At 33.2% G+C, this 21,362-nt stretch carries 23 protein-coding genes; all 23 read left to right on the top strand.

The window, feature by feature from the left end:
- The first annotated feature begins 94 nt into the window (after positions 1–94).
- The 23 genes from DWV06_RS16225 to DWV06_RS16335 all read left to right on the top strand — a co-directional run bounded on the left by DWV06_RS16225 (position 95) and on the right by DWV06_RS16335 (position 21,361).
- Positions 95–502, top strand: a complete 408-nt coding sequence (locus DWV06_RS16225) for a hypothetical protein (RefSeq protein WP_115483240.1) — start codon at positions 95–97, stop codon at positions 500–502.
- A 25-nt stretch (positions 503–527) separates the two neighbouring features.
- Positions 528–1,493, top strand: a complete 966-nt coding sequence (locus DWV06_RS16230) for a hypothetical protein (RefSeq protein ID WP_115483241.1) — start codon at positions 528–530, stop codon at positions 1,491–1,493.
- 36 nt (positions 1,494–1,529) lie between these two features.
- A complete protein-coding gene (gene cdaA / locus DWV06_RS16235) occupies positions 1,530–2,393 on the top strand; it encodes a diadenylate cyclase CdaA (protein WP_456297935.1) in 864 nt (287 codons plus the stop codon).
- On the top strand, positions 2,371–3,804 hold the full coding sequence (locus DWV06_RS16240; protein WP_115483243.1) for a CdaR family protein: 1,434 nt from the start codon (positions 2,371–2,373) through the stop codon (positions 3,802–3,804). The genes cdaA and DWV06_RS16240 overlap by 23 nt, the downstream gene beginning before the upstream one ends.
- 14 nt (positions 3,805–3,818) lie before the next feature.
- A complete protein-coding gene (gene glmM / locus DWV06_RS16245; RefSeq protein ID WP_115483244.1) occupies positions 3,819–5,168 on the top strand; it encodes a phosphoglucosamine mutase in 1,350 nt (449 codons plus the stop codon).
- Positions 5,169–5,183: 15 nt separating this feature from the next.
- Entirely contained in the window at positions 5,184–5,447 is a 264-nt protein-coding gene (locus DWV06_RS16250; RefSeq protein WP_115483245.1) for an HPr family phosphocarrier protein, read from the top strand.
- Positions 5,448–5,667: 220 nt separating this feature from the next.
- On the top strand, positions 5,668–7,332 hold the full coding sequence (gene leuA / locus DWV06_RS16255; protein ID WP_115483246.1) for a 2-isopropylmalate synthase: 1,665 nt from the start codon (positions 5,668–5,670) through the stop codon (positions 7,330–7,332).
- 2 nt (positions 7,333–7,334) lie between these two features.
- Complete coding sequence (gene rfbD, locus DWV06_RS16260) at positions 7,335–8,177, top strand: dTDP-4-dehydrorhamnose reductase (RefSeq protein WP_115483247.1); 843 nt, start codon at positions 7,335–7,337, stop codon at positions 8,175–8,177.
- A gap of 17 nt (positions 8,178–8,194) precedes the next feature.
- On the top strand, positions 8,195–8,914 hold the full coding sequence (locus tag DWV06_RS16265; protein ID WP_115483474.1) for a glycosyltransferase family 2 protein: 720 nt from the start codon (positions 8,195–8,197) through the stop codon (positions 8,912–8,914).
- A gap of 5 nt (positions 8,915–8,919) precedes the next feature.
- Positions 8,920–9,309 (top strand): DUF2304 domain-containing protein, encoded by a 390-nt coding sequence (locus DWV06_RS16270; RefSeq protein WP_235828989.1) that lies wholly within the window; start codon positions 8,920–8,922, stop codon positions 9,307–9,309.
- A complete protein-coding gene (locus tag DWV06_RS16275) occupies positions 9,306–10,091 on the top strand; it encodes a glycosyltransferase (RefSeq protein ID WP_115483248.1) in 786 nt (261 codons plus the stop codon). Before DWV06_RS16270 ends, DWV06_RS16275 begins: the two co-directional genes overlap by 4 nt.
- Positions 10,092–10,219: 128 nt before the next feature.
- The gene (locus tag DWV06_RS16280; RefSeq protein WP_115483249.1) at positions 10,220–10,633 is read left to right on the top strand and encodes a GtrA family protein; all 414 of its coding nucleotides are present in this window, start codon (positions 10,220–10,222) and stop codon (positions 10,631–10,633) included.
- 48 nt (positions 10,634–10,681) lie between these two features.
- The gene (gene rfbB / locus DWV06_RS16285; RefSeq protein ID WP_115483250.1) at positions 10,682–11,755 is read left to right on the top strand and encodes a dTDP-glucose 4,6-dehydratase; all 1,074 of its coding nucleotides are present in this window, start codon (positions 10,682–10,684) and stop codon (positions 11,753–11,755) included.
- A gap of 17 nt (positions 11,756–11,772) precedes the next feature.
- Positions 11,773–12,642, top strand: a complete 870-nt coding sequence (rfbA, locus tag DWV06_RS16290) for a glucose-1-phosphate thymidylyltransferase RfbA (protein WP_115483251.1) — start codon at positions 11,773–11,775, stop codon at positions 12,640–12,642.
- A gap of 32 nt (positions 12,643–12,674) precedes the next feature.
- Positions 12,675–13,244, top strand: coding sequence for a dTDP-4-dehydrorhamnose 3,5-epimerase (rfbC, locus tag DWV06_RS16295; protein ID WP_115483253.1), 570 nt, complete (start codon positions 12,675–12,677; stop codon positions 13,242–13,244).
- 25 nt (positions 13,245–13,269) lie between these two features.
- Complete coding sequence (locus tag DWV06_RS16300) at positions 13,270–14,310, top strand: DUF6077 domain-containing protein (protein WP_115483255.1); 1,041 nt, start codon at positions 13,270–13,272, stop codon at positions 14,308–14,310.
- Between the two features lie 11 nt (positions 14,311–14,321).
- A complete protein-coding gene (locus tag DWV06_RS16305; protein WP_115483257.1) occupies positions 14,322–15,092 on the top strand; it encodes a hypothetical protein in 771 nt (256 codons plus the stop codon).
- The gene (locus tag DWV06_RS16310) at positions 15,064–16,314 is read left to right on the top strand and encodes a CDP-glycerol glycerophosphotransferase family protein (protein WP_115483258.1); all 1,251 of its coding nucleotides are present in this window, start codon (positions 15,064–15,066) and stop codon (positions 16,312–16,314) included. The genes DWV06_RS16305 and DWV06_RS16310 overlap by 29 nt, the downstream gene beginning before the upstream one ends.
- A gap of 17 nt (positions 16,315–16,331) precedes the next feature.
- Complete coding sequence (locus tag DWV06_RS16315) at positions 16,332–17,471, top strand: glycosyltransferase family 4 protein (protein ID WP_115483260.1); 1,140 nt, start codon at positions 16,332–16,334, stop codon at positions 17,469–17,471.
- Complete coding sequence (locus tag DWV06_RS16320; RefSeq protein WP_115483261.1) at positions 17,468–18,643, top strand: CDP-glycerol glycerophosphotransferase family protein; 1,176 nt, start codon at positions 17,468–17,470, stop codon at positions 18,641–18,643. Before DWV06_RS16315 ends, DWV06_RS16320 begins: the two co-directional genes overlap by 4 nt.
- Before the next feature lie 107 nt (positions 18,644–18,750).
- On the top strand, positions 18,751–20,154 hold the full coding sequence (locus tag DWV06_RS16325) for a sugar transferase (RefSeq protein ID WP_115483262.1): 1,404 nt from the start codon (positions 18,751–18,753) through the stop codon (positions 20,152–20,154).
- Positions 20,155–20,164: 10 nt separating this feature from the next.
- Complete coding sequence (tagD, locus tag DWV06_RS16330) at positions 20,165–20,557, top strand: glycerol-3-phosphate cytidylyltransferase (RefSeq protein WP_115483476.1); 393 nt, start codon at positions 20,165–20,167, stop codon at positions 20,555–20,557.
- Between the two features lie 15 nt (positions 20,558–20,572).
- Complete coding sequence (locus DWV06_RS16335; protein WP_115483264.1) at positions 20,573–21,361, top strand: ABC transporter permease; 789 nt, start codon at positions 20,573–20,575, stop codon at positions 21,359–21,361.
- Position 21,362: the final 1 nt, after the last annotated feature.

A 21,362-nucleotide genomic window follows, 5' to 3' on the forward strand; every position in this document is an offset into this window, starting at 1 on the left:
CAAAATGTTATGTTTTATAAAAAACTTTTCATAAAGTTTTATGTATGCTATAATGAAATGACGTTCTAAAAAGAATTTTTATTTGAGGTGTTTTATGTTAAATGAGGAAAGAACCAAGTTAATGACAAAAATGTCTATTCTTGAACAGAAAAACGGAAAAGAATGGATAAAAATTGGAGATTATTATAAGAGTGATTATATTAGTCTTCAAATGCTGAAAACATTTTTTTCGACTTCAGTATCATTTGTACTTATTATTGGTTTGATAGTATTATATCAAATGGATTACTTATTTGAAAATTTAAATAAATTACAAATAACTCTTTTGGCGCAGATTGTAATAGTGTGTTTTGTTTGTTACAGTATTATATTTCAAATAATTGCGTATTGGGTGTATGCAGTCCGATATCGAAATGCGAAAAAACATTTAAAGAATTTTAAGGAAAACATAGAAAAGCTTTCGGTTATGTATAAAATTGAAGCGTCAGAAAATAAAGATTGAGGAGAACTTAAGGAGGCAGTTTTTAATGACCAGCTTGTTAGTGCTAAAAGAGAGAATTAAAAAATTTTATGGTAAGTATGTAGTATATGTGAATCCGGGTTTAAAGTTTTTATTTGCACTTTTTACCTTTATATTAATAAATGCGAATTTGGGATTTGAAAGTCGGTTGAATAACCTGGCAGTTGTATTGATACTTGCATTGATTTGCGCATTTTCATCGGTAAATACAATGCTAATTTTGAGTGCAGTTTTAATTAATATACATTTAATAGCTCTTTCGTTGGGAGTGGCAATTATCGGTGGTGTTCTGATGTTGATTATGATGTTGCTTTATTTTAGGTTGGCACCTAAAGATGGAACCGTGACATTAATAACTCCATTGGCATATGCGTGTGGAATTCCAAGTGTTGTACCGATAACAGCGGGTTTGTTAAAATCTCCTGTTTCAGCAATTTCTGTAGGCTGCGGAACAATTATTTATTTTTTTCTTGCTTTTGTCAAACAAAATGCTGCGGCATTAGGGAATGCGACGGAAGAAGTGGCAGATATAACACAGATAACAGAAATTATTCAAAAATTATTTAATAATAAAGAAATGAATCTTATGCTGATAGCATTTACAATTACATTTATCGTGGTTTTCGTTATTCGGACTCGTTCCATGGACCACGCATGGCAGATTGCAATTGTTGTTGGAGGAATTATAAATGTTTTGATTTTATTAGTCGGGGATTACATATTAAATATTACAAACCAGATTTTTGGTGTAATATTAAGTAATATATTAGCTGTTCTGGTTGGTCTTGTGATACAGTTTTTTTGCTTTCATGTGGATTTCTCAAGGACTGAGTATGCCCAATTTGAGGATGATGAATATTATTATTATGTAAAAGCAATACCGAAAATGTATGTGACAGAACCTGAGAAACGAGTTCAAAGAATTAACCCTCAGAAGCCGATCGTTCAGGAGGAGCAGTCAGAAGAAAGTTAAAAGAATGGGAGGGATTGCATGTCTACATTTCAGGATATAATGGAAACACTGGGTTCCTTATTAAAAAGTCCCCGTATTAATGAAATAGATATTGTAGAAATAATAATTATTGCATTTTTTATTTATGAAATAATGTTATGGATTAAGAATACCCAGGCATGGATGTTGTTTAAGGGGCTTGTTATGATATTGGCATTTGCCTTTATTGCAGCCGTTTTTAATATGAGTACGATCCTATGGTTAGCAGAAAAAGCTATTAATGTAGGAATAATTGCAGTTATCATAGTGTTTCAGCCAGAGCTGAGGAAAGCTTTAGAGCAATTGGGTAGGAAAAATTTATTTACTTCCATATTTAATTTTGAAAGTTCGAAAAATGCAGAAGGCAGATTTAGTGATAAAACAATTACAGAGATTACCAAAGCTGTTTTTGAGATGGCTAAAGTAAAAACCGGTGCATTGATCGTAGTAGAGCAGGAAATCTTATTAAAAGACTATGAGAGAACTGGAATTCCACTGGATTCCATAGTCTCCAGTCAATTACTGATTAATATTTTTGAACATAATACACCATTGCATGATGGGGCTGTTATTATACGTGGAGATCGAATTATTGCTGCTACTTGTTATCTGCCATTATCGGATAATATGTTCTTGAGTAAAGATCTTGGTACCAGACATAGGGCTGCGGTAGGTATCAGTGAAGCGACAGATTCACTAACAGTAGTAGTATCTGAAGAGACGGGAAGTGTCTCTATAGCTATAGGAGGAGAACTCTTTAGAAATATAGATGCAGAATATTTAAAAGGAAAACTTACCTTTATTCAGAATCGTTCCTTTGATGTAAAGCGATTTAAATTGTGGAAGGGAAGGATGAGACATGTTAAAAAAGATAACAAATAATTTGGGTTTAAAATTAATATCCGCTCTATTTGCTGTAGTTTTGTGGCTTGTTGTTGTTAATATTGATAATCCAGTAACTACAAGACCTTTTTACCACATCAAAGTGGATGTTATAAATAAAAATGTAATTACAGATAATGGGAAGGAATACAAAGTTTTAGACGATACCGATTATGTGGATATTACAGTAGAAGGTAAGAGATCTGTAGTTGATAATCTAAAGAATGAAGATTTTACAGCGGTTGCCAATATGAAAAATATAGCGATGGATGAGCAGCTTGTGCCAATTCAAGTATCATGCCTGCAATCAAATAGAGATATTAAAATAAGGCAGAATATTTATAATATGAGTGTCAGCATCGAAGATGTTATTACCAAGCAGTTTGCAATAAATACGAAGACAACAGGAGATACTGGTGAGGGTTATGCGTTAGGCGGAGTAACCCTGTCTCAGAATAAATTGAAAGTAATAGGACCAGAGAGTATTGTAAATAAAATCAAAAAAGTAGTGGTTGTAGTAGATATATCAGGTCTTGATACGTCAATACAAAAAAGTGTGACTCCTGAATTATATGATGCAGATGGAAATATGATTGATACGTCTCAGCTAGTAAGTTTTGATTCTAATGAGGTTTTAGTAGGAGTTGAAATACTGAAAACCAAAGCTCTTCCATTAGAATTAAATATAGAAGGTGATGTTGCTGAAGGTTATCGTTATACAGGAATGGAATTTGAGCCTAAGACAATTAATATTAAAGGTACATCTGAAGCATTACAGAATGCTGCTTCCATAGCAGTGCCAAGTGCGGAATTAAGTGTTGCAGGTGCAAGTGGTAATATAGAAAAAGTGGTTGATATTAGTCAATATTTACCGGAAGGCGTACAGTTGGTTGATGAAGATGAATCGAAAGTAGCAGTCACCTTATTAATAGAAAAACTTATTACTAAAAAATTCAAGATTCCTTTAAAAAATATTAAGATTCAGAATCTTGCAAGTGGTCTGGACATGGAATATACTTCTAATAAATCTGTCGAAATTGAGATACAAGGTTTGAAAAAAGATTTGGATTCTTTAAAGGTTGATTCATTAAAATCAGAAATTGATTTAAATAATATGAATGTTGGAACCAAAGATGTTAATATTCAGGTCACAGTCCCAGATGGTTTTAGTGTTATTGGAAATTTGACAATAACTGTTGAACTGAAGGAAAAAAAAACGACAGAAGATAATATAGAAAATAATACCAACAAAGAAGAGAAAGATAAGGCCGATAATAAGAAACCTGATAGTTCAGATGATAGTGCTAATAATAGTGCTGATAATAAGGAATCGGGGAGTGAGGAACAAGAGGGAGATGCAGGAAATAATAATAATGATAATCTAAATACAGATACAAATAATAATGAATGACGGAGGATATTATAATGGGAAGACTTTTTGGAACAGACGGCGTAAGGGGTGTTGCGAGTTCAGAATTAACAATACAATTGGCTATGGAGTTGGGTCAAGCCGGTGCCTATGTTTTGACGAAAGAAAAAGCTCATAAACCGACTATAATTGTGGGGTGTGACACTAGAATTTCCGGTGGAATGTTAGCAAATGCTCTTATGGCAGGGATTTGTTCGGTGGGAGCAAATGCAGTTTATGTTGGTGTACTTCCTACACCTGCAGTGGCTTATCTGACTAGAAAATATAAAGTAGATGCCGGAGTTGTAATTTCAGCATCCCATAACCCAATGGAGTTCAATGGAATAAAGTTTTTTAATGGAGAGGGATATAAATTATCAGACCAGTTAGAAGATGAAATTGAAGCGCTGATTGCAAGTAAAATGAAAGATGTGCAGATTCCGATAGGATCAGGGGTCGGTAAAGTTGAATATAAATTAGATGCAAGAGATGCTTATATCGAATTTGTTAAACGGACAGTGCCTGTAGATTTAAAAGGGCTGAAAGTTGTAATAGACTGTGCCGAAGGGGCTGCATATTATACAGCAGTAGAGGCTTTAAATGATTTGGGAGCGGATGTAATAGCAATTCATATAGATCCGGATGGAACAAATATTAATGCGAACTGTGGTTCTACCCACATGCAGGAGCTGCAGGCCAGGGTGGTATTTGAAAATGCAGCACTGGGTATTGCGTTTGATGGAGATGCAGATCGAATGCTCGCAGTAGATGAGACCGGAAATATTGTAGATGGAGATACGTTGATGGCTATTTGCGGCCGATATATGAAGGAGAGGGGGAAATTAAAGAACAATACGATTGTAGCGACAGTAATGAGCAATCTTGGTTTTTTTATTATGGGAAAAGAACAAGATATTAATATCGAACAGACAAAAGTAGGTGATCGATATGTACTGGAAAAGATGCTTGAAATAAATGCCAGTTTAGGCGGTGAACAGTCAGGACATATTATATTCTTGGACGAAAATACTACCGGCGATGGGTTATTGAGTGCTCTTCACCTGTTAGATGTTATTGTAAATACGAAAAAGCCATTATCAGAATTAGCTTCTATTATGGAGGTTCTGCCTCAGGCATTAGTGAATGCAAAAGTACCAACACATAAAAAAGAGCAGTATATGGAATATCCTGAAATTGCAGAAGCTATCAAAAAACTGGAAGATAAATTTGCAGGAGCAGGTCGTGTGCTTATTCGTCCATCAGGAACCGAACCATTAGTTCGAGTTATGATTGAAGGAAAAGATCAGAATGTTATTGAAGAAGAAGCAAAGAAGTTGGCAGAACTTATTTCGAAGACCATGCTTTAGAGGAAAGGGAGACAAATGGTAAGTCAGAAAGTATTAATCAAAAATCCAACTGGTTTGCATCTTAGACCGGCAGGGATTTTGTGTAAAGAAGCTATGAAGTTTAAATCACACATTTCATTTGAATATAAAAATAATACAGCAAATGCAAAAAGTGTATTAAGTGTATTAGGTGCTTGTGTAAAATGTGGTGATGAAATTACTTTGATTTGTGAAGGAGAAGATGAAAAAGAAGCACTGAAAGCATTGATTGAAGAAATAGAAAGTGGTCTGGGCGAATAACCCGGATTGACGAATTAGTATCATAATGTTATAATCGGATTCACAGTATCCTAATTTTATTAGGATACTGAATTTACGTGAAAAGGAATGAAAGAAGAATGGGGCTAAAATAGTTCGCAATAAATTGTTTATAATTATTAAATATAGCGTAATCTATCGACTCCAAGGCACAAATGGAATAAATTGATAAATAGAAAATGTGCAGATGGAGGAAAGTAAAATGTTAAACTATAAAAGATATAAAAGAGTACCCGTATTAAACTATCCGAAAAGAGAATGGCCAAATAAAGAGATACAGAAGGCTCCGATTTGGTGTAGTGTTGATTTGCGTGATGGAAATCAAGCATTGATTGAACCAATGGTAGTAGAAGAGAAAATTGAAATGTTTCAATTGTTATTAAAGCTGGGTTTTAAGGAAATCGAAATTGGTTTTCCGGCAGCTTCACAGATTGAATATGACTTTTTAAGAGAATTAGTTGATAGAAACATGATTCCTGACGATGTAGTGGTTCAAGTATTGGTACAATGCAGAGAACATTTGATTGCCAGAACATTTGAAGCAATTCAAGGAATTAAGCAAGTCATTGTTCATATATATAATTCGACGTCCACATTACAACGTGATGTTGTATTTAATAAAAATAGAGAAGAAATTAAAGAAATAGCCATAGAAGGAACAAGGCTTGTAAAAAAATATGCAAAAGATTTTCCGGGGAAAATCATATTAGAATATTCACCGGAAAGTTTTACCGGAACAGAGGTAGATTTTGCGTTGGATATTTGTACAGCAGTACAAAACGAATGGCAGCCAACTCCGGATAATAAGCTGATCATTAATTTGCCGGCTACGGTAGAAATGACAACACCGAATGCTTATGCAGATCAGATTGAATGGATGAGCAGGAATTTTAAAGATAGAGATAGCATTATTCTTAGTGTTCACCCACATAATGACCGGGGGACAGGAATTGCAGCTACTGAACTTGCGTTACTAGCAGGAGCTGACAGAGTAGAGGGAACTTTATTTGGAAATGGCGAAAGAACAGGGAATGTAGATATATTAACAGTAGCCTATAATATGTTTTCTCAGGGAATTGACCCGGAGTTAGAACTTGATCATATCAATGAAATTGTTGAAATATACGAAAGATGCTGTAAAATACCGGTACATATCCGTCATCCTTATGCAGGAAAATTAGTATTTACTGCATTTTCGGGATCGCATCAGGATGCTATTAATAAAGGCGTACGTGCATTAAAAGAACGTAAGAGCAAAATATGGGAAGTACCTTATTTACCGATTGATCCTAGTGATGTAGGACGTGAATATGAACCGATTGTAAGAATAAATAGTCAGTCCGGAAAAGGCGGCGTAGCATTTGTAATGGACAGCTATTATGGTTATAAGCTTCCGAAAGCAATGCATAAAGAATTTGCAGCAGTTATTCAGAAAATTTCTGAAGAACAAGGAGAAGTTGCACCCGAACAGATCATGGATGTGTTTGCAAATGAGTATTTACACATTAACGAACCATTTGAATTTGTGAAAGTAAAAGTCGAAGATGTAGGGGATACAGATACTCATGCCGATCTTATTTTTAAATATAAGGGAGAGATAATATCTGTAGAAGCGGTAGGAAATGGTCCGATAGATTCTGTTAAAAGAGCAATACGCAAAAAAACAGGTATAGATACAAAAGTTCTGGACTATACGGAACATGCTATGGGTGAAGGATCACATGCAAAGGCAGCTGCTTATATACAAATCTTAGATAGAAAAACAGGCAATGCCACATTTGGAGTAGGCGTTAGTTCAAATATAACAAGAGCATCCATTCGTGCAGTATTTAGTGCACTAAATCGTTTAGCAAAGAAGGAGCAGTAAAAATGAAAAAAATCCTAGTAACAGGTAGTAATGGGCAATTAGGCAGAGCAATAAATAAACAATATGCAGGAAGTACAGAATTTGATATCGTTAATACAGATGTGGCAGAGTTGGATATTACCAATATTAATGATACGATCAAACTGGTAGAAGAAATAAAGCCATATGTAATTATAAACTGCGCAGCGCATACAGGTGTAGATGCATGTGAAACACAACAGGATAGTGCTTATCGCATTAACGCAATAGGTCCCAGAAATTTAAGCATAGCTGCTACGAAGGCAGGTGCTAAAATGATGCATGTTTCTACGGATTATGTTTTTGATGGGAATGGTGACAGACCTTATTTGGAATTTGATGAAACAAATCCACAGGGAATGTATGGAAAGACCAAATTAGCTGGAGAAAAATTTGTACAACAGTTTGCAAAAGAATTTTTCATTATTCGTACTGCCTGGCTTTATGGAGATGGTAAAAATTTTGTGAAGACTATGTTGAGGTTGTCAGAAACAAACGAATCCGTAAAAGTAGTTGGAGATCAGTTTGGTAGCCCGACCAGTGCAACAGAGCTGGCCAAGGCAATCGCATATTTAATTCCTACTGAAAATTATGGAATATTTCATGGTACGTGTGAAGGAATGTGTAGTTGGGCTGATTTTGCTAAAGAAATTTTTAGACTGGCTGGAAAAGAGACGAAAGTTCAAGAAATCTCAACGGAAGAGTTTGGGGCGCCGGCAGCCAGACCTGCTTATTCAGTTTTAGAGAATTATATGTTCAAACTTACTGGTGATTTTTCTTTTGCACCATGGAAAGAAGCGATTTCAAACTATATGAAAACGCTTTAAGAACGGATGGAGAAAAAATGAGAAGTAAAATACTGATTATTATACCTGCATATAACGAAGAGGCAAATATTAAACGTGTTGTGGATAATTTAATAAAGAATTATCCACAATACGATTATGTAATAGTGAATGACGGTTCAAAAGATAGAACTGCAGATATCTGTAGAGAGAATCACTATAATTTAATAGATCTACAAATTAATTTGGGCTTAGCAGGAGCCTTTCAGGCAGGATTGAAATATGCATATCATATGGGTTATGATTGCGCCATTCAATATGATGCAGATGGACAGCATCGTGCCGAGTACATAGAATCATTGTATGAAGAAATGCAAAAAGGTTATGATATTATCATAGGTTCAAGATTTGTGACCAGAAAAAGACCAAGGTCTTTAAGAATGCTGGGTAATTTTTTGATATCGATTGCTATGATAATTACCACACGTAAGTCTATTCAAGATCCCACTTCCGGCATGCGGATGCTGAATAAAAAGATGATTGAAGAATTTGCTCTGAACATGAATTATGGGCCGGAACCGGATACAATTTCATATTTAATTAAGAGTGATGTCAAAGTCAAGGAAGTTCAGGTAGAAATGGATGAAAGGGTAGCAGGAGAAAGCTATTTTAATTTTGGAAGATCATTGGCATATATGGTGCGTATGGCGATTTCTATTTTAGTGATTCAAGGGTTTCGAAAACGAACCACATCTTATATACAAGATAGTGAGGTGTAAGAATTATGATGACCATATTATTTCGTGTAGTTTTAATATTTGTTTCGTTTTGTACTTCTTTTTTTATTTTAAGAAAAATAAGACAAGCCAAGATGCAGATAGAAGACTCCATATTTTGGATTATATTTGCCGGAGCTGTCCTACTAATTAGTATATTCCCTAAAATTGCAGATTATTGTGCAAGTGTACTTGGGATTTATTCGACTGTAAATTTTATTTTTCTTTTTATGATTTTTGTTCTATTAATAAGAAATTTTTATGTGACAATTAAATTGTCTCAGCTGGATGGGGAAATAAAGGAACTGACTCAGGAAATTGCTGTAGCTCAGACAATGAATAAGACTAGTGAGCAATCAGTAGTTGGAAAAGAAGAGATAGAAGGGGAAGAACAATGAAACAGCATATTTTTGTTGTGTGTGCTTATAGGGAATCCGATTACTTAGAGACCTGTATAAGGTCTCTCTTAGCGCAGACAATAAAAACAGAGATTATTATCATAACTTCTACACCCAATGATTTTATAAAAAAGACTGCATTAAAATACGGGTTAAAGTTAGTAGAAAATCATGGAATCAAAAAGGGAATTGGTTATGATTTTGATTTTGCATTAAATACAGGAAAAGCAAAATATGTCACAATTGCTCATCAGGATGATACGTATGAACCTGATTTTGTAAAAAAAGTTTTAGATGATGTCGATGATTCTACTATCATTGCATTTACCGATTATCATGAAGAACGTAAGATGGGTATTATAAGAACAAATACCAATTTAAAAATAAAACGATTACTTTTAACACCGTTAAAAATAAAGTTATTTCAAAAGAGCAGGTTTGTTCGAAGAAGAATACTTGGAATAGGGAATGCTATCTGCTGTCCTTCCGTAACTTTTCGAAAAGATGCGATAGAAACTCCGCTATTTGCGAATGATTTTAAGAGCAATGTAGATTGGTATGCTTGGGAGCAGCTTTCCAAACAAAAAGGTAAGTTCGTTTATATAGACAAAGATTTGATGATGCATCGAGTACATGAAGAATCTACCACAACAGAGATTATAAAAGAAAATACCCGCACTAAGGAAGATTATAAAATGTTTTGTTGTTTTTGGCCCCGGTGGTTTGCAAAGATTTTAACAAAAGTATATGCCAAATCAGAAGATAGTAACAAAATAACATAGCAATTTACAGGATTTTACAGGATTAATAAGAATATACAGTATGAATCATGGTAAAAAGAACAACATTACTAATATGAAAAGATTTCATTAATACTGTAGTGTCATTTTAAGTGAAAGAAGAGGAGAATATGAGAAAGTTAATTACGCAGTTCATGAAATTTGGTATTGTAGGAGCAATTGCTTTTGCTATTGATTATGGTTTATTTGGTCTATTAAATCAAATATTGGATATACATTACTTGTTTGCTAATACCTTTGCATTTACGATATCAGTAATTTTTAATTATATCGCAAGTATGAAATATGTTTTTGACAGTAGAGATGATATGTCAAAAAAAAGAGAGTTTACTATTTTTATAATTTTAAGTGTAATTGGACTTTTGATTAATAACGGTATTGAAATATTAGCTGTGGAACGTTTTGCTATTCATGAAATGATAGCAAAAATATTTGCAACTGCTGTGGTCATGGTATGGAATTTTATTTCAAGAAAGATTTTATTGGAAAAAAAATCAAATAATGATATAATAACTACAAACTAGAGTTATTTTGTAAATTAAAATTAGATTCAACGATTAAAGGAGATTATTATGAGAACATATCTTGTAACAGGAGGAGCTGGATTCATAGGCTCGAATTATATTCATTACATGTTTCGTAAATATGATAATGAGATTAGGATCATCAATGTAGATGCTTTGACTTATGCAGGAAACTTAGAAAATTTGAAAGCTGTTGAAGATAGAGATAATTATACATTTGTAAAAGCAGATATTTGTGATAAAGAAGCAATCACAAAGATCTTTAATGAATATGATATTGATAGAGTTGTACATTTTGCAGCAGAAAGCCATGTAGATAGAAGCATCAAGAATCCGGAAGTATTTGTTCAGACAAATGTTCTTGGTACTTTGGTTTTATTAAATTGTGCAAAACAAGCGTGGGAAACAGAAGACGGTTTTAAATCCGGAAAGAAGTTCTTACATGTTTCAACAGATGAAGTGTATGGTTCTTTAGAACATGAAGGAGAATACTTTTATGAAACAACTCCTTATGATCCACATAGTCCTTATTCAGCAAGTAAGGCTTCTTCTGATATGATAGTGAAATCATATATTGACACTTATAAATTTCCGGCCAATATAACAAACTGCAGTAATAATTATGGACCTTACCAATTTCCAGAAAAATTGATTCCCCTTATTATTAATAATGCATTGCAAGGGAAAAAACTTCCTGTATATGGAGATGGGAAAAACGTAAGGGATTGGTTATATGTAGATGACCATGCAAAGGCGATCGACATGGTTCAGGAAAAAGGACGCATAGGTGAGACCTATAATATTGGTGGTCATAATGAAAAGCAAAATATAGAGATCATTCATATAATATTAGATACACTTAATGAAATGCTCCCAAATGGAGATCCACGCAGGGAGCTGGTAAGTAAGGATTTGATTACTTACGTTGAAGATAGAAAAGGGCATGACAGAAGGTATGCGATAGCACCTGATAAAATCAAGGCAGAAATAGGCTGGTATCCGGAAACCATGTTTGCAGAAGGTATTAAATTAACAATCAAATGGTTTTTTGAGAATGAAGAATGGATGAAACATGTAACAAGTGGTGATTATCAAAAATATTATACAGAAATGTATGATTAAGAGTACTGGAGGTAAAAATGAAAGGGATTATTTTAGCAGGGGGATCAGGTACAAGGTTATATCCACTAACAAAAGCGATTTCCAAACAGATTATACCCGTTTATGATAAGCCAATGATTTATTATCCTTTGTCTATCTTAATGTTAACGGGAATAAAAGATATTTTAATAATTTCAACTCCGCGGGATCTGCCTACTTTTGAAGAATTACTGGGAACAGGAGAGCAGTTAGGATTACGCATGTCTTATGCAGTTCAAGAAGAGCCGAGAGGACTTGCAGATGCATTTATTATTGGAGAAGAGTTTATTGGAGATGACAGTGTTGCCTTGATATTAGGTGATAATATCTTTTATGGACAAAGCTTTTCAAAAGTTTTACAAAGAGCATCTGAAAGAAAAACAGGTGCGACGATATTTGGATATTATGTAAAAGACCCAAGAGAATATGGAGTCGTTGAATTTGATGAGAATGGAAAAGCATTATCTATTGAAGAAAAGCCGGAAAATCCTAAATCAAATTATGCAGTGCCCGGATTGTATTTTTATGATAATGATGTAGTAGAGATAGCCAAAAATGTGAAGCCCTCTGCCCGAGGAGAGATTGAAATAACAAGTGTAAATAATGAATATCTAAGAAGAGGTACACTTCAGGTGGAAACACTTGGACGTGGTTTTGCATGGCTGGATACAGGAAATCATGATGATTTGTTAGCGGCAGCTGATTTTGTGGCTGCATTCCAAAAAAGACAAGGTCTTTATATTTCGTGTATTGAAGAGATTGCTTATAAGAAGGGGTTTATCAATAAGGATCAATTAATTAAACTTGCTCAGCCTTTAATTAAAACAGAATATGGTCAATATTTAATTGATGTAGCAGAAGGTCTATAAAAGAGGAATTTAAAAAAATTAGGAGAATAAATATGGGACAGATTAAAGTAACAACATGTGATATTGAAGGCCTTAAGGTGATTGAGCCTCAAGTGTACGGAGATGAACGTGGGTATTTTATGGAAACATATAATTATAAAGATTATAAAGAAGCCGGAATTGATATGGAATTCGTACAGGATAACCAGTCAATGTCTAAAAAAGGAGTACTACGTGGACTTCATTTTCAAATCAATTTTCCACAGGACAAATTAGTCCGTGTAATCAAAGGAGAAGTTTTTGACGTGGCAGTTGATTTAAGAGAAGGTTCAAAAACGTTTGGACAATGGTATGGAGTCATATTATCAGCGGAAAATAAAAAGCAATTTTTTATCCCAAAGAATTTTGCACATGGATTTGTAGTATTGTCTGATACTGCTGAATTTGCATATAAGTGTACAGATTTTTATCGTCCGAACGATGAAGGTGGCCTTTCATGGGATGATGAGACAATTGGTATAGAATGGCCAATTCCAGAAGATATGGAGTTAATTATCTCAGATAAGGATCAGAAATGGGATAGTTTCAAAGAATATCGAAAGAAAAGAAATCAGACTAAATAAATTTTGAAAAGATAGAGAGAAAGATATGGGAATCAGTATTTTAATACTACTTTTATTATTAGTCATTTGTCCGGTTTTAATTGGAACATTGGTTATCAGGTTTTTGAAAAGTGATAAAGAAAGTATCTTATTAGCTTATGTCAGTGGGTTAATAGGAATGCTTATGATGTTTCAAATAATAGCACTTCCTATCATCTTTTTACATTGGAAATTTCATGTATTAGCATATGCCTGGGGAATTGCAGTTTCTGCATTATCAGGCATATCTGTTTTAGTAGGGATTATAAATGGCCAATTCGTATCTATATTTCATGAAACGATCAGACAGATGAAAAAGATGGATTTTAGGATTATCATTGCAATAGGATTAATTTTAATGCAAATGGGATTCGTTGGATATTTCCAACATATAGATGATGATGATGCTACTTATATTGGAACAGCAGTTACTACATGGTCTACAGATACTATGTATAAGTATAGTCATAATACAGGAAAAGAATTTGGGGGGTATCCAGCCAGACATATGCTGGCACCATTCCCGATTTTCATCGCATCAGTCGCAAAATTATCGCAGATGCATCCAACCATTTTGGCTCATACTTTTTTACCGATGATTTTAATTGGTTTTACTTATTGCGTGTTTTTTCTGATAGGAAAAGAAATATGGAAAAATGATTGGTCAAAAATAGGCATATTTATGTTATTTGTTTGTGCTTTGAATTTATTTGGTTATCAATCGGTTTACACAACATCTACATTTCTATTAGTTAGAATATGGCAGGGAAAAGCGGTTTTAGCCAATGTTATTTTGCCACTTTTACTCTGTTTGTTTATAAGAATTGTGAAGCAAAAAGAAAGTTTAATGGAATGGTTTTTGATATTTAACACGATGGTAGCGGCAACCTTAGTATCTTCTATGGGCGTAGTATTAGCACCGGTTGTATTAGGAAGTTTTGTTTTATTCTATGCGGTTTTTAATAAGAAGTTTATTACGTTAGTGAAAACAATAGTATGTTGTATTCCGTGTGTAATATGTGGGATATTGTATTTATTGATTAAGTAAGGAGACTACTCATGATAGAAGTATTGAGATTGGTGAAAAGTGTGTATCAATCATTTTGTGGTACCGGTATGTACTTTTCTTTGTTCTTTGTTGCATTATTATATATTGCATTAAAAAAAGAAGAAAAAGAGGCGAGATACTACTTCGTATATCCTTCTTTATTTCTGCTATTTATTATATTTAATCCAATATCAGCACAAATAATCGGAGGTTATTTAGTAGGATGGGATGTGTATTGGAGAGTGTTTTGGACTTTGCCATTTATTGCGGTTATAGCATATGCAAGTACTCAAACAGTTAACTTGCAGGAAAAACAGTATAAGAAAGTACTCACGCAGCTTGCTATTATCGCTATTATAATATTGTGTGGAAGAATTACACTTAATACAGAATTATTTTCGTATCCAAAAAATTTATATAAAATACCAAATGAGGTTGTCGAAGTAGCAGATATTATTTTAGAAGATGATAAAAATCCTAAAATGGCAGCACCTCTTCCAATATCAGGTTATTTAAGGCAGTACACAGGAGAGATTATTCAGGCTTATGGTCGTAATGCAGCAAGAGGAAGTGCATCGAAAAGCACTTTAACAATTTACGAACAATTGAATGCAGATACTCCTCCTGATTTAAAAGTATTAATTAAAAAGGTAAGAAAAGGAAAATACAAGTATCTTGTTGTTCCTATTCAATGGGAATATGATGCAGAATTTTTAGAATATAAATACGAAAAGCTGGGGTGTACGAATTCTTATGTCATATATAAAGACACAACTCTATAAAGTTGTTAATCAAAACAAACAAATACGTAAATTTTCTAAATTCATGATACGCAATTGGTGGAAGTTCCGTTATCAAACAGCATGTTTAAGTACGAAGACTGATGAAAAGACCTTTATCTTTGAAGCATTTCAAGGTAGGAAATATGCTTGTAGTCCAAAAGCAATCTATGAAGAAATGATACGTAACAAAGAATATGAAGGCTTTTCTTTCTTATGGATTTTTCGTGAACCGGAAAATTACTTATTTTTAGAAAATAACCCCAATACAAAAGTGATTAAATTTGGAAGCAGGGATTATTATCAGGCATTTGCAAAAGCTAAATACTGGGTAGTAAATTCAAGAACTAGAAAATGTCTACTACCAAAGAAAAATCAAGTTTATATTCAGACATGGCACGGTACACCGTTGAAAAGATTAGGATGTGATATTATGGTGGAAGGAAATAATATCATGTCTTTAAAAGAGATGAAAGAAGATTATAGAGAAGAGGGAAGAAGAGTATCATATTTTTTGTCTCCTTCTTCTTTTTATACGGAGAAAATCAGTTCTGCTTTTGATTTAAGAAAAGATAAAAAGAAGATAATAGAATTAGGTTATCCAAGAAATGATTTTTTGTTTAAATTTCAAAATGATCAAGTTCAAAATATAAGAGAAAAGTTGCAGATACCGAAAGAAAAGAAAGTAATCTTATATGCTCCGACATTCCGAGATAACCAACATACAAAAGATATGGGATGCAAATTTCAATTAGGCTTTGATATTGAGCGAATGTATGAGATGTTTAATGAAGATTATGTTATTTTGTTTCGAACTCATTATTTTGTGACTAGTCTATTTGATTTTTCCCAATATAAAGGTTTTGTTTATGATGTTTCAGAATTTGATGACATAAATGAACTTTATATCATAAGTGATTTATTAATTACAGATTATTCTAGTGTGTTTTTTGATTATGCAAATTTGAAAAGACCGATTATCTTCTTTATGTATGACTTTGAAGAATATAAGAATAGTGTGAGAGATTTCTATTTAAATATCGAAAATCTTCCGGGGGATATTGTCAAAACGGAAGAAGAACTATATCATGAAATAAAACGACTTGAAAATAAATTTGTATACGATGAACGCTATCAGGCATTCCGTGAGACGTATAATTATTTAGACGGACCGGATACAAGCAAGAAAATATTAAAGTATATATTAGATAAGAAAAGATTGTAAGTAAAGTAGGGATATAAATGAAAAAGGTATTGTTAGTAACCACAGTAAGTGGTTTTATTCCACAATTTGAAATGAATAATGTGAAATATCTTCAATCAAAAGGATTTGAAATCCATTATGCGACCAATTATAATATGGTTTCTTATGGAACGGATAATTCACGTTTAGATAATACCGGGATTATACGGCATCAAATAGACTTTGTACGCTCTCCATTCAGTATAAAAAATATTAAAGTTTATAAAAGTCTGTGCAATCTGATTTGTGAAGAAAAATTTGATTTAATTCATTGTCATACGCCAATGGGAGGCGCAATGGCCAGACTGGCAGGAAGGGCAGCAAGAAAATCCGGTACAAAGATAATTTATACAGCTCATGGATTTCATTTTTTCAAAGGTGCTTCCTTTTTAAATTGGATGATTTACTATCCTGTAGAAAGGGTATTATCATATTTTACTGATGTTCAGATTACGATAAATCAAGAAGATTATCAAAGGGCACAGAATTTCCATGCAAGGCGGATAGAATATGTGCCTGGAGTTGGAATTGATTCGACTAAACTTATGAAAAAAGAAATTTCGGATAAAAATGAATTTAGAAAAGAACTTGGTATTTTAAAAGATTCGGTTTGTATTTTATCAGTAGGTGAATTAATACCTAGAAAAAATCATGCGACTATTATTAAAGCTTTAAAAGGATTAAATGATAAAAGAATTACGTATCTAATTTGCGGTCATGGTGACTTAGAAGAAAAGTTGAAGCATTTAGTGATTGAATTAAATTTAGAAAAACAGGTCCGTTTTCTGGGATATCGGCAAGATGTTGCAAAAATATATGAAGTGTGTGATATCTTTGCATTTCCGTCGTTTCAAGAAGGTTTGTCTGTTGCGTTGATGGAAGCTATGGCAAAAGGTCTTTCTGTTGTTACTTCGAAAGTTCGTGGCAATCAGGATCTAATTGAAAATGAAAAGGGCGGGTATACACTTGCGCCTACCGATGTAAAGGGGTTTAGACATGCGATAGAAATATTAGTGAATGATGAAAAGCTTAGAAGAAAAATGGGTGAATATAATCAGGATCAGGTGGTTAAATATGACATTCAAAATGTTAAGAAGCGTATGAAAGAGATATATAATAAGGAGCTGTCATTAACATGAAAAAGTATCTAATGTCAATTGTAAAATATTGTAAACCGATTTATCGTATCTATTATTATGCAGGAAGCTTTTTTTTGAACATACTAAAAAAATTTATCAGGACAGAAGAAAATCTTATTCTGTTTGTTTCGTTCGGAGGAAAAAAGTTTGATGATAGCCCTAGGGCCATATATGAAGGCATGTTACAGGATAAACGATTTGAAAAATACGATTTGGTCTGGGCTTTTCAGAATCCTGAAAAATTTTCTGTTCCAAAGGGAAGAATGATAAAGGCAGATACTTTAAAATACTTTGTAACCGCATTAAAAGCTCGTTGCTGGATTACCAATTCTTCTATTGAGCGAGGGCTTGGTTTTACAGGGAAACACACTTTTTTTTATAATACCTGGCATGGAACCCCAATAAAGAAAATGGGAACCGATATTGGAGAGGATAATACTTCTTTCCGAAGCAAAAATACATGGAATATGGATGTGCTTACTTGTCAGAGTCAATATGAAGCAGAAATATTTTCAAGAGTTTTTGAAATTGATTTAAAAAAGTGTGTAAAATGCGGGCTTCCAAGAAATGATGTATTGGCATATGTGACGGAAGAGCAAAAAAGGGAAATGAAAGCTAAGTTGGGAATTCCTAATGGAAAAAAAGTGATCTTGTATGCACCCACGTTTCGAGAATATGAGAAAAATGAGGCTTTAAAGTGTGTATTTAAGGCACCAGTATGTTTTGCTGATTGGAAAAAGGAATTAGAGGAAGAATGGGTAATATTACTCCGAGTTCATTATGAAGCATTACAAAGTATGGACTTAGAGGGGGTAAATGGGTTTGTTTATGATGTTTCAGCATATCCTTTCCTAAATGACTTAATGATTGCATCAGACATATTAATTTCAGATTATTCAAGCATTTTCTTTGATTATGCTATATTAGGACAGCCTATGCTTTGTTATGCTTATGATTACAAAGAGTACACAAAAAAACGTGGTTTGTATTTTGATATCAGGAAGGAATTGCCAGGAGGCTCCATAACAGAAGAACAATTGTTAAAATTAGTGAAAAACATGCCATCAAAAGAAGCTTTAGAAAGTACAAGAAACTTTAAAAATAAATATGTTGAGAATTATGGAAAAGCTACAGAAACATCTTTAAATATAATTTATGAAAGAATAAAATAGACAAAAATATTATTTTTTCTTTAATTTGTAAAATAATTGTAGTATAATAGTTCGAAGTGCAATGTTAGAAAGTTAAGTATTTGCAATAAATAAGGACTGTGAGAAACATGGAAAGAAAAGATTATGAACAATATAAAAGAATACTGAGATTTATAGCTGCTCTATGGATGATTTCATGTGAGACTATTGTTTTTGCCTATGTATGGTATAAATATTTTAATCCTCAAATTCGAAAGCCCTTTATTGAAAAAGGAAATTGGCTGATGATAGCGGTTTATATTATCCTGCTGATTATATTTTTCGCGGCTTTTGGCGGGTTGAAGATTGGTTATTTGAAAAAAACCAATATTATCTTTTCTCAAATTCTGTCAAGCATTTGTATCAATATTGTTGTGCTGATTCAGATCGTATTACTATCGGGCAGGTTGAAACAAATAGGAGAACTGGCTGTTATCATGTCCTTTATTTTGGTAATTGATGTGGTTTTAATAGTCTTGGGTACTCAGTTATTTGATATGCTGTTTTATAAAATTTTTCCTCCTCGAAAGATGCTTTTAATATTTGAAGATCATCCGCCGGGACCATTACTTCAAAAAATGTTTGTTAGAAAAGATAAATATATCATTAATGAGCAGGTTAATTTAGATGTAGGCCTTGATAAAATTGAAGAATTAATTCTTGATTATGAAGGTGTCATTTTATGTGACATACATGCAAAAATGAGAAATCGAATACTGAAATATTGTTATCAGTATTCCATTCGTACTTATACAACACCAAAGATATCTGATATAATTTTAAAAAATTCAGAATCTTTGCATTTATTTGATACACCACTATTGTTATCAAGAAATACTGGCTTGACGTTCGAACAGAAAATTATAAAACGTTTAATTGATATTATAGTATCATCTTTGATTTTAATACTTACATCTCCGATTATGTTGGTGACAGCGATAGTGATAAAGCTATATGACGGTGGTCCTGTTTTGTTTAAGCAAGTGCGTGTAACTTTGAATCGTAAACATTTTTTTGTATACAAATTCAGAAGTATGATAGTAGATGCTGAAAAGGACGGTGTTGCAAAGCTGGCGGTCAAGAATGATTCAAGAATCACACCTGTAGGGAAGTTTATTCGGGCTACCAGAATTGATGAACTTCCTCAATTGTGGAACATTTTAAATGGTGATATGAGTTTAGTGGGACCTCGCCCTGAGCGTCCTGAAATCATAGAAAAATATCAAAAAAGTATTCCTGAGTTTTCATATCGTCTGAAAGTTAAAGGCGGCTTGACCGGATATGCACAAGTATATGGGAAATACAATACGACTGCTTATGACAAGCTGAAGATGGATTTGATGTATATAGAAAATTACTCTATATTTACAGATATAAAAATTATATTCATGACGTTTAAGGTATTATTTATGGAAGAGAGCACAGAAGGTTTGGACAAGGCTCAACTGGATAAGCTGCTTGAGCAGGATCAGTCTCATATTGATGAAAGGTAAGGGGAAGTTTATGAAGAGAGTAATTACTTACGGAACTTTTGATTTGCTGCATTATGGTCATATAAATTTGCTGCAGAGAGCAAAACAATTGGGTGACTATCTGGTAGTTGCACTTTCTACCGATGAATTTAATTGGAATATGAAGCAAAAGAAGTGTTATTTTACATTTGAGGAAAGAAAGCGTCTCCTGGAAGCAATACGCTATGTGGATTTGGTGATTCCGGAAGAAAATTGGGAACAAAAAATATCAGATGTCAAAGAGTATCATATCGATACGTTTGTCATGGGAGATGACTGGGAAGGAAAGTTTGATTTCCTAAAAAGTTCATGTGAAGTTGTTTATCTTTCAAGAACTCCGGAAATTTCAACGACTCAAATAAAAAATGATTTAAATAATAAGTAATATCCGGAGGAGATTATGAAACGATTTTTAAATGATGTGAAAAAATATTGGGCTTATACGAAGTATTCTGCGAAATCAGGTTTAAAGTCCGAAGTTGCAAGTTCACGTTTAAGCTGGTTGTGGTGGATTCTTGATCCGTTAATGTTCATGATGATTTATGTTTTCATTGCAAAAGTGATTGGTTCCAGTAAACTTAATTATTTTGAGGTTTTTGTATTTATCGGTTTGAGTATTTGGAATTTCTTTAATAAAACAATTACAGATAGTGTAAAAATTGTATCAGCGAATAGTGCGATCGTATCAAAAGTATACATTCCAAAATATATGTTGATTTTAAGTACTCTGATGCAATATGCGTTTAAAATGTTTATTTCTTTTTCACTGGTAGTTATTATGATGATAGTCTATCGAGTACCTGTAACTTGGAATTATCTATATTTCATACCAATTTTACTTACATTATTTTTAATAACTTTTGCAATATCTACGATAGTTGCTCACTTGGGTGTCTTTATTGAAGATTTAAAGAATGTGATTCAGATTTTATTACGTTTGGTATTTTATCTGTCAGGAATTTTTTATTCCCTGGAAAGCAAGCTTAAGCTTGAGCCGCTTTTGAGCTATTTATTATTAAAATTAAACCCAAGTGCCTGTTTGATTCAGGAATGTAGAAATGTTTTGTTATATAATAAAGGAATGGACATTAAGATAGTTTTAGCATGGTTTATAGTAGGGCTGGCCTTTTCTGCATTGGGGATCCGTACTATTTATAAATATGAAAATAGTTATGTTAAGGTGATATAAG

Origin of the sequence: Anaerosacchariphilus polymeriproducens (genome assembly GCF_003363435.1) — a bacterium.
In the GTDB taxonomy this organism is placed as follows: domain Bacteria; phylum Bacillota; class Clostridia; order Lachnospirales; family Lachnospiraceae; genus Anaerosacchariphilus; species Anaerosacchariphilus polymeriproducens.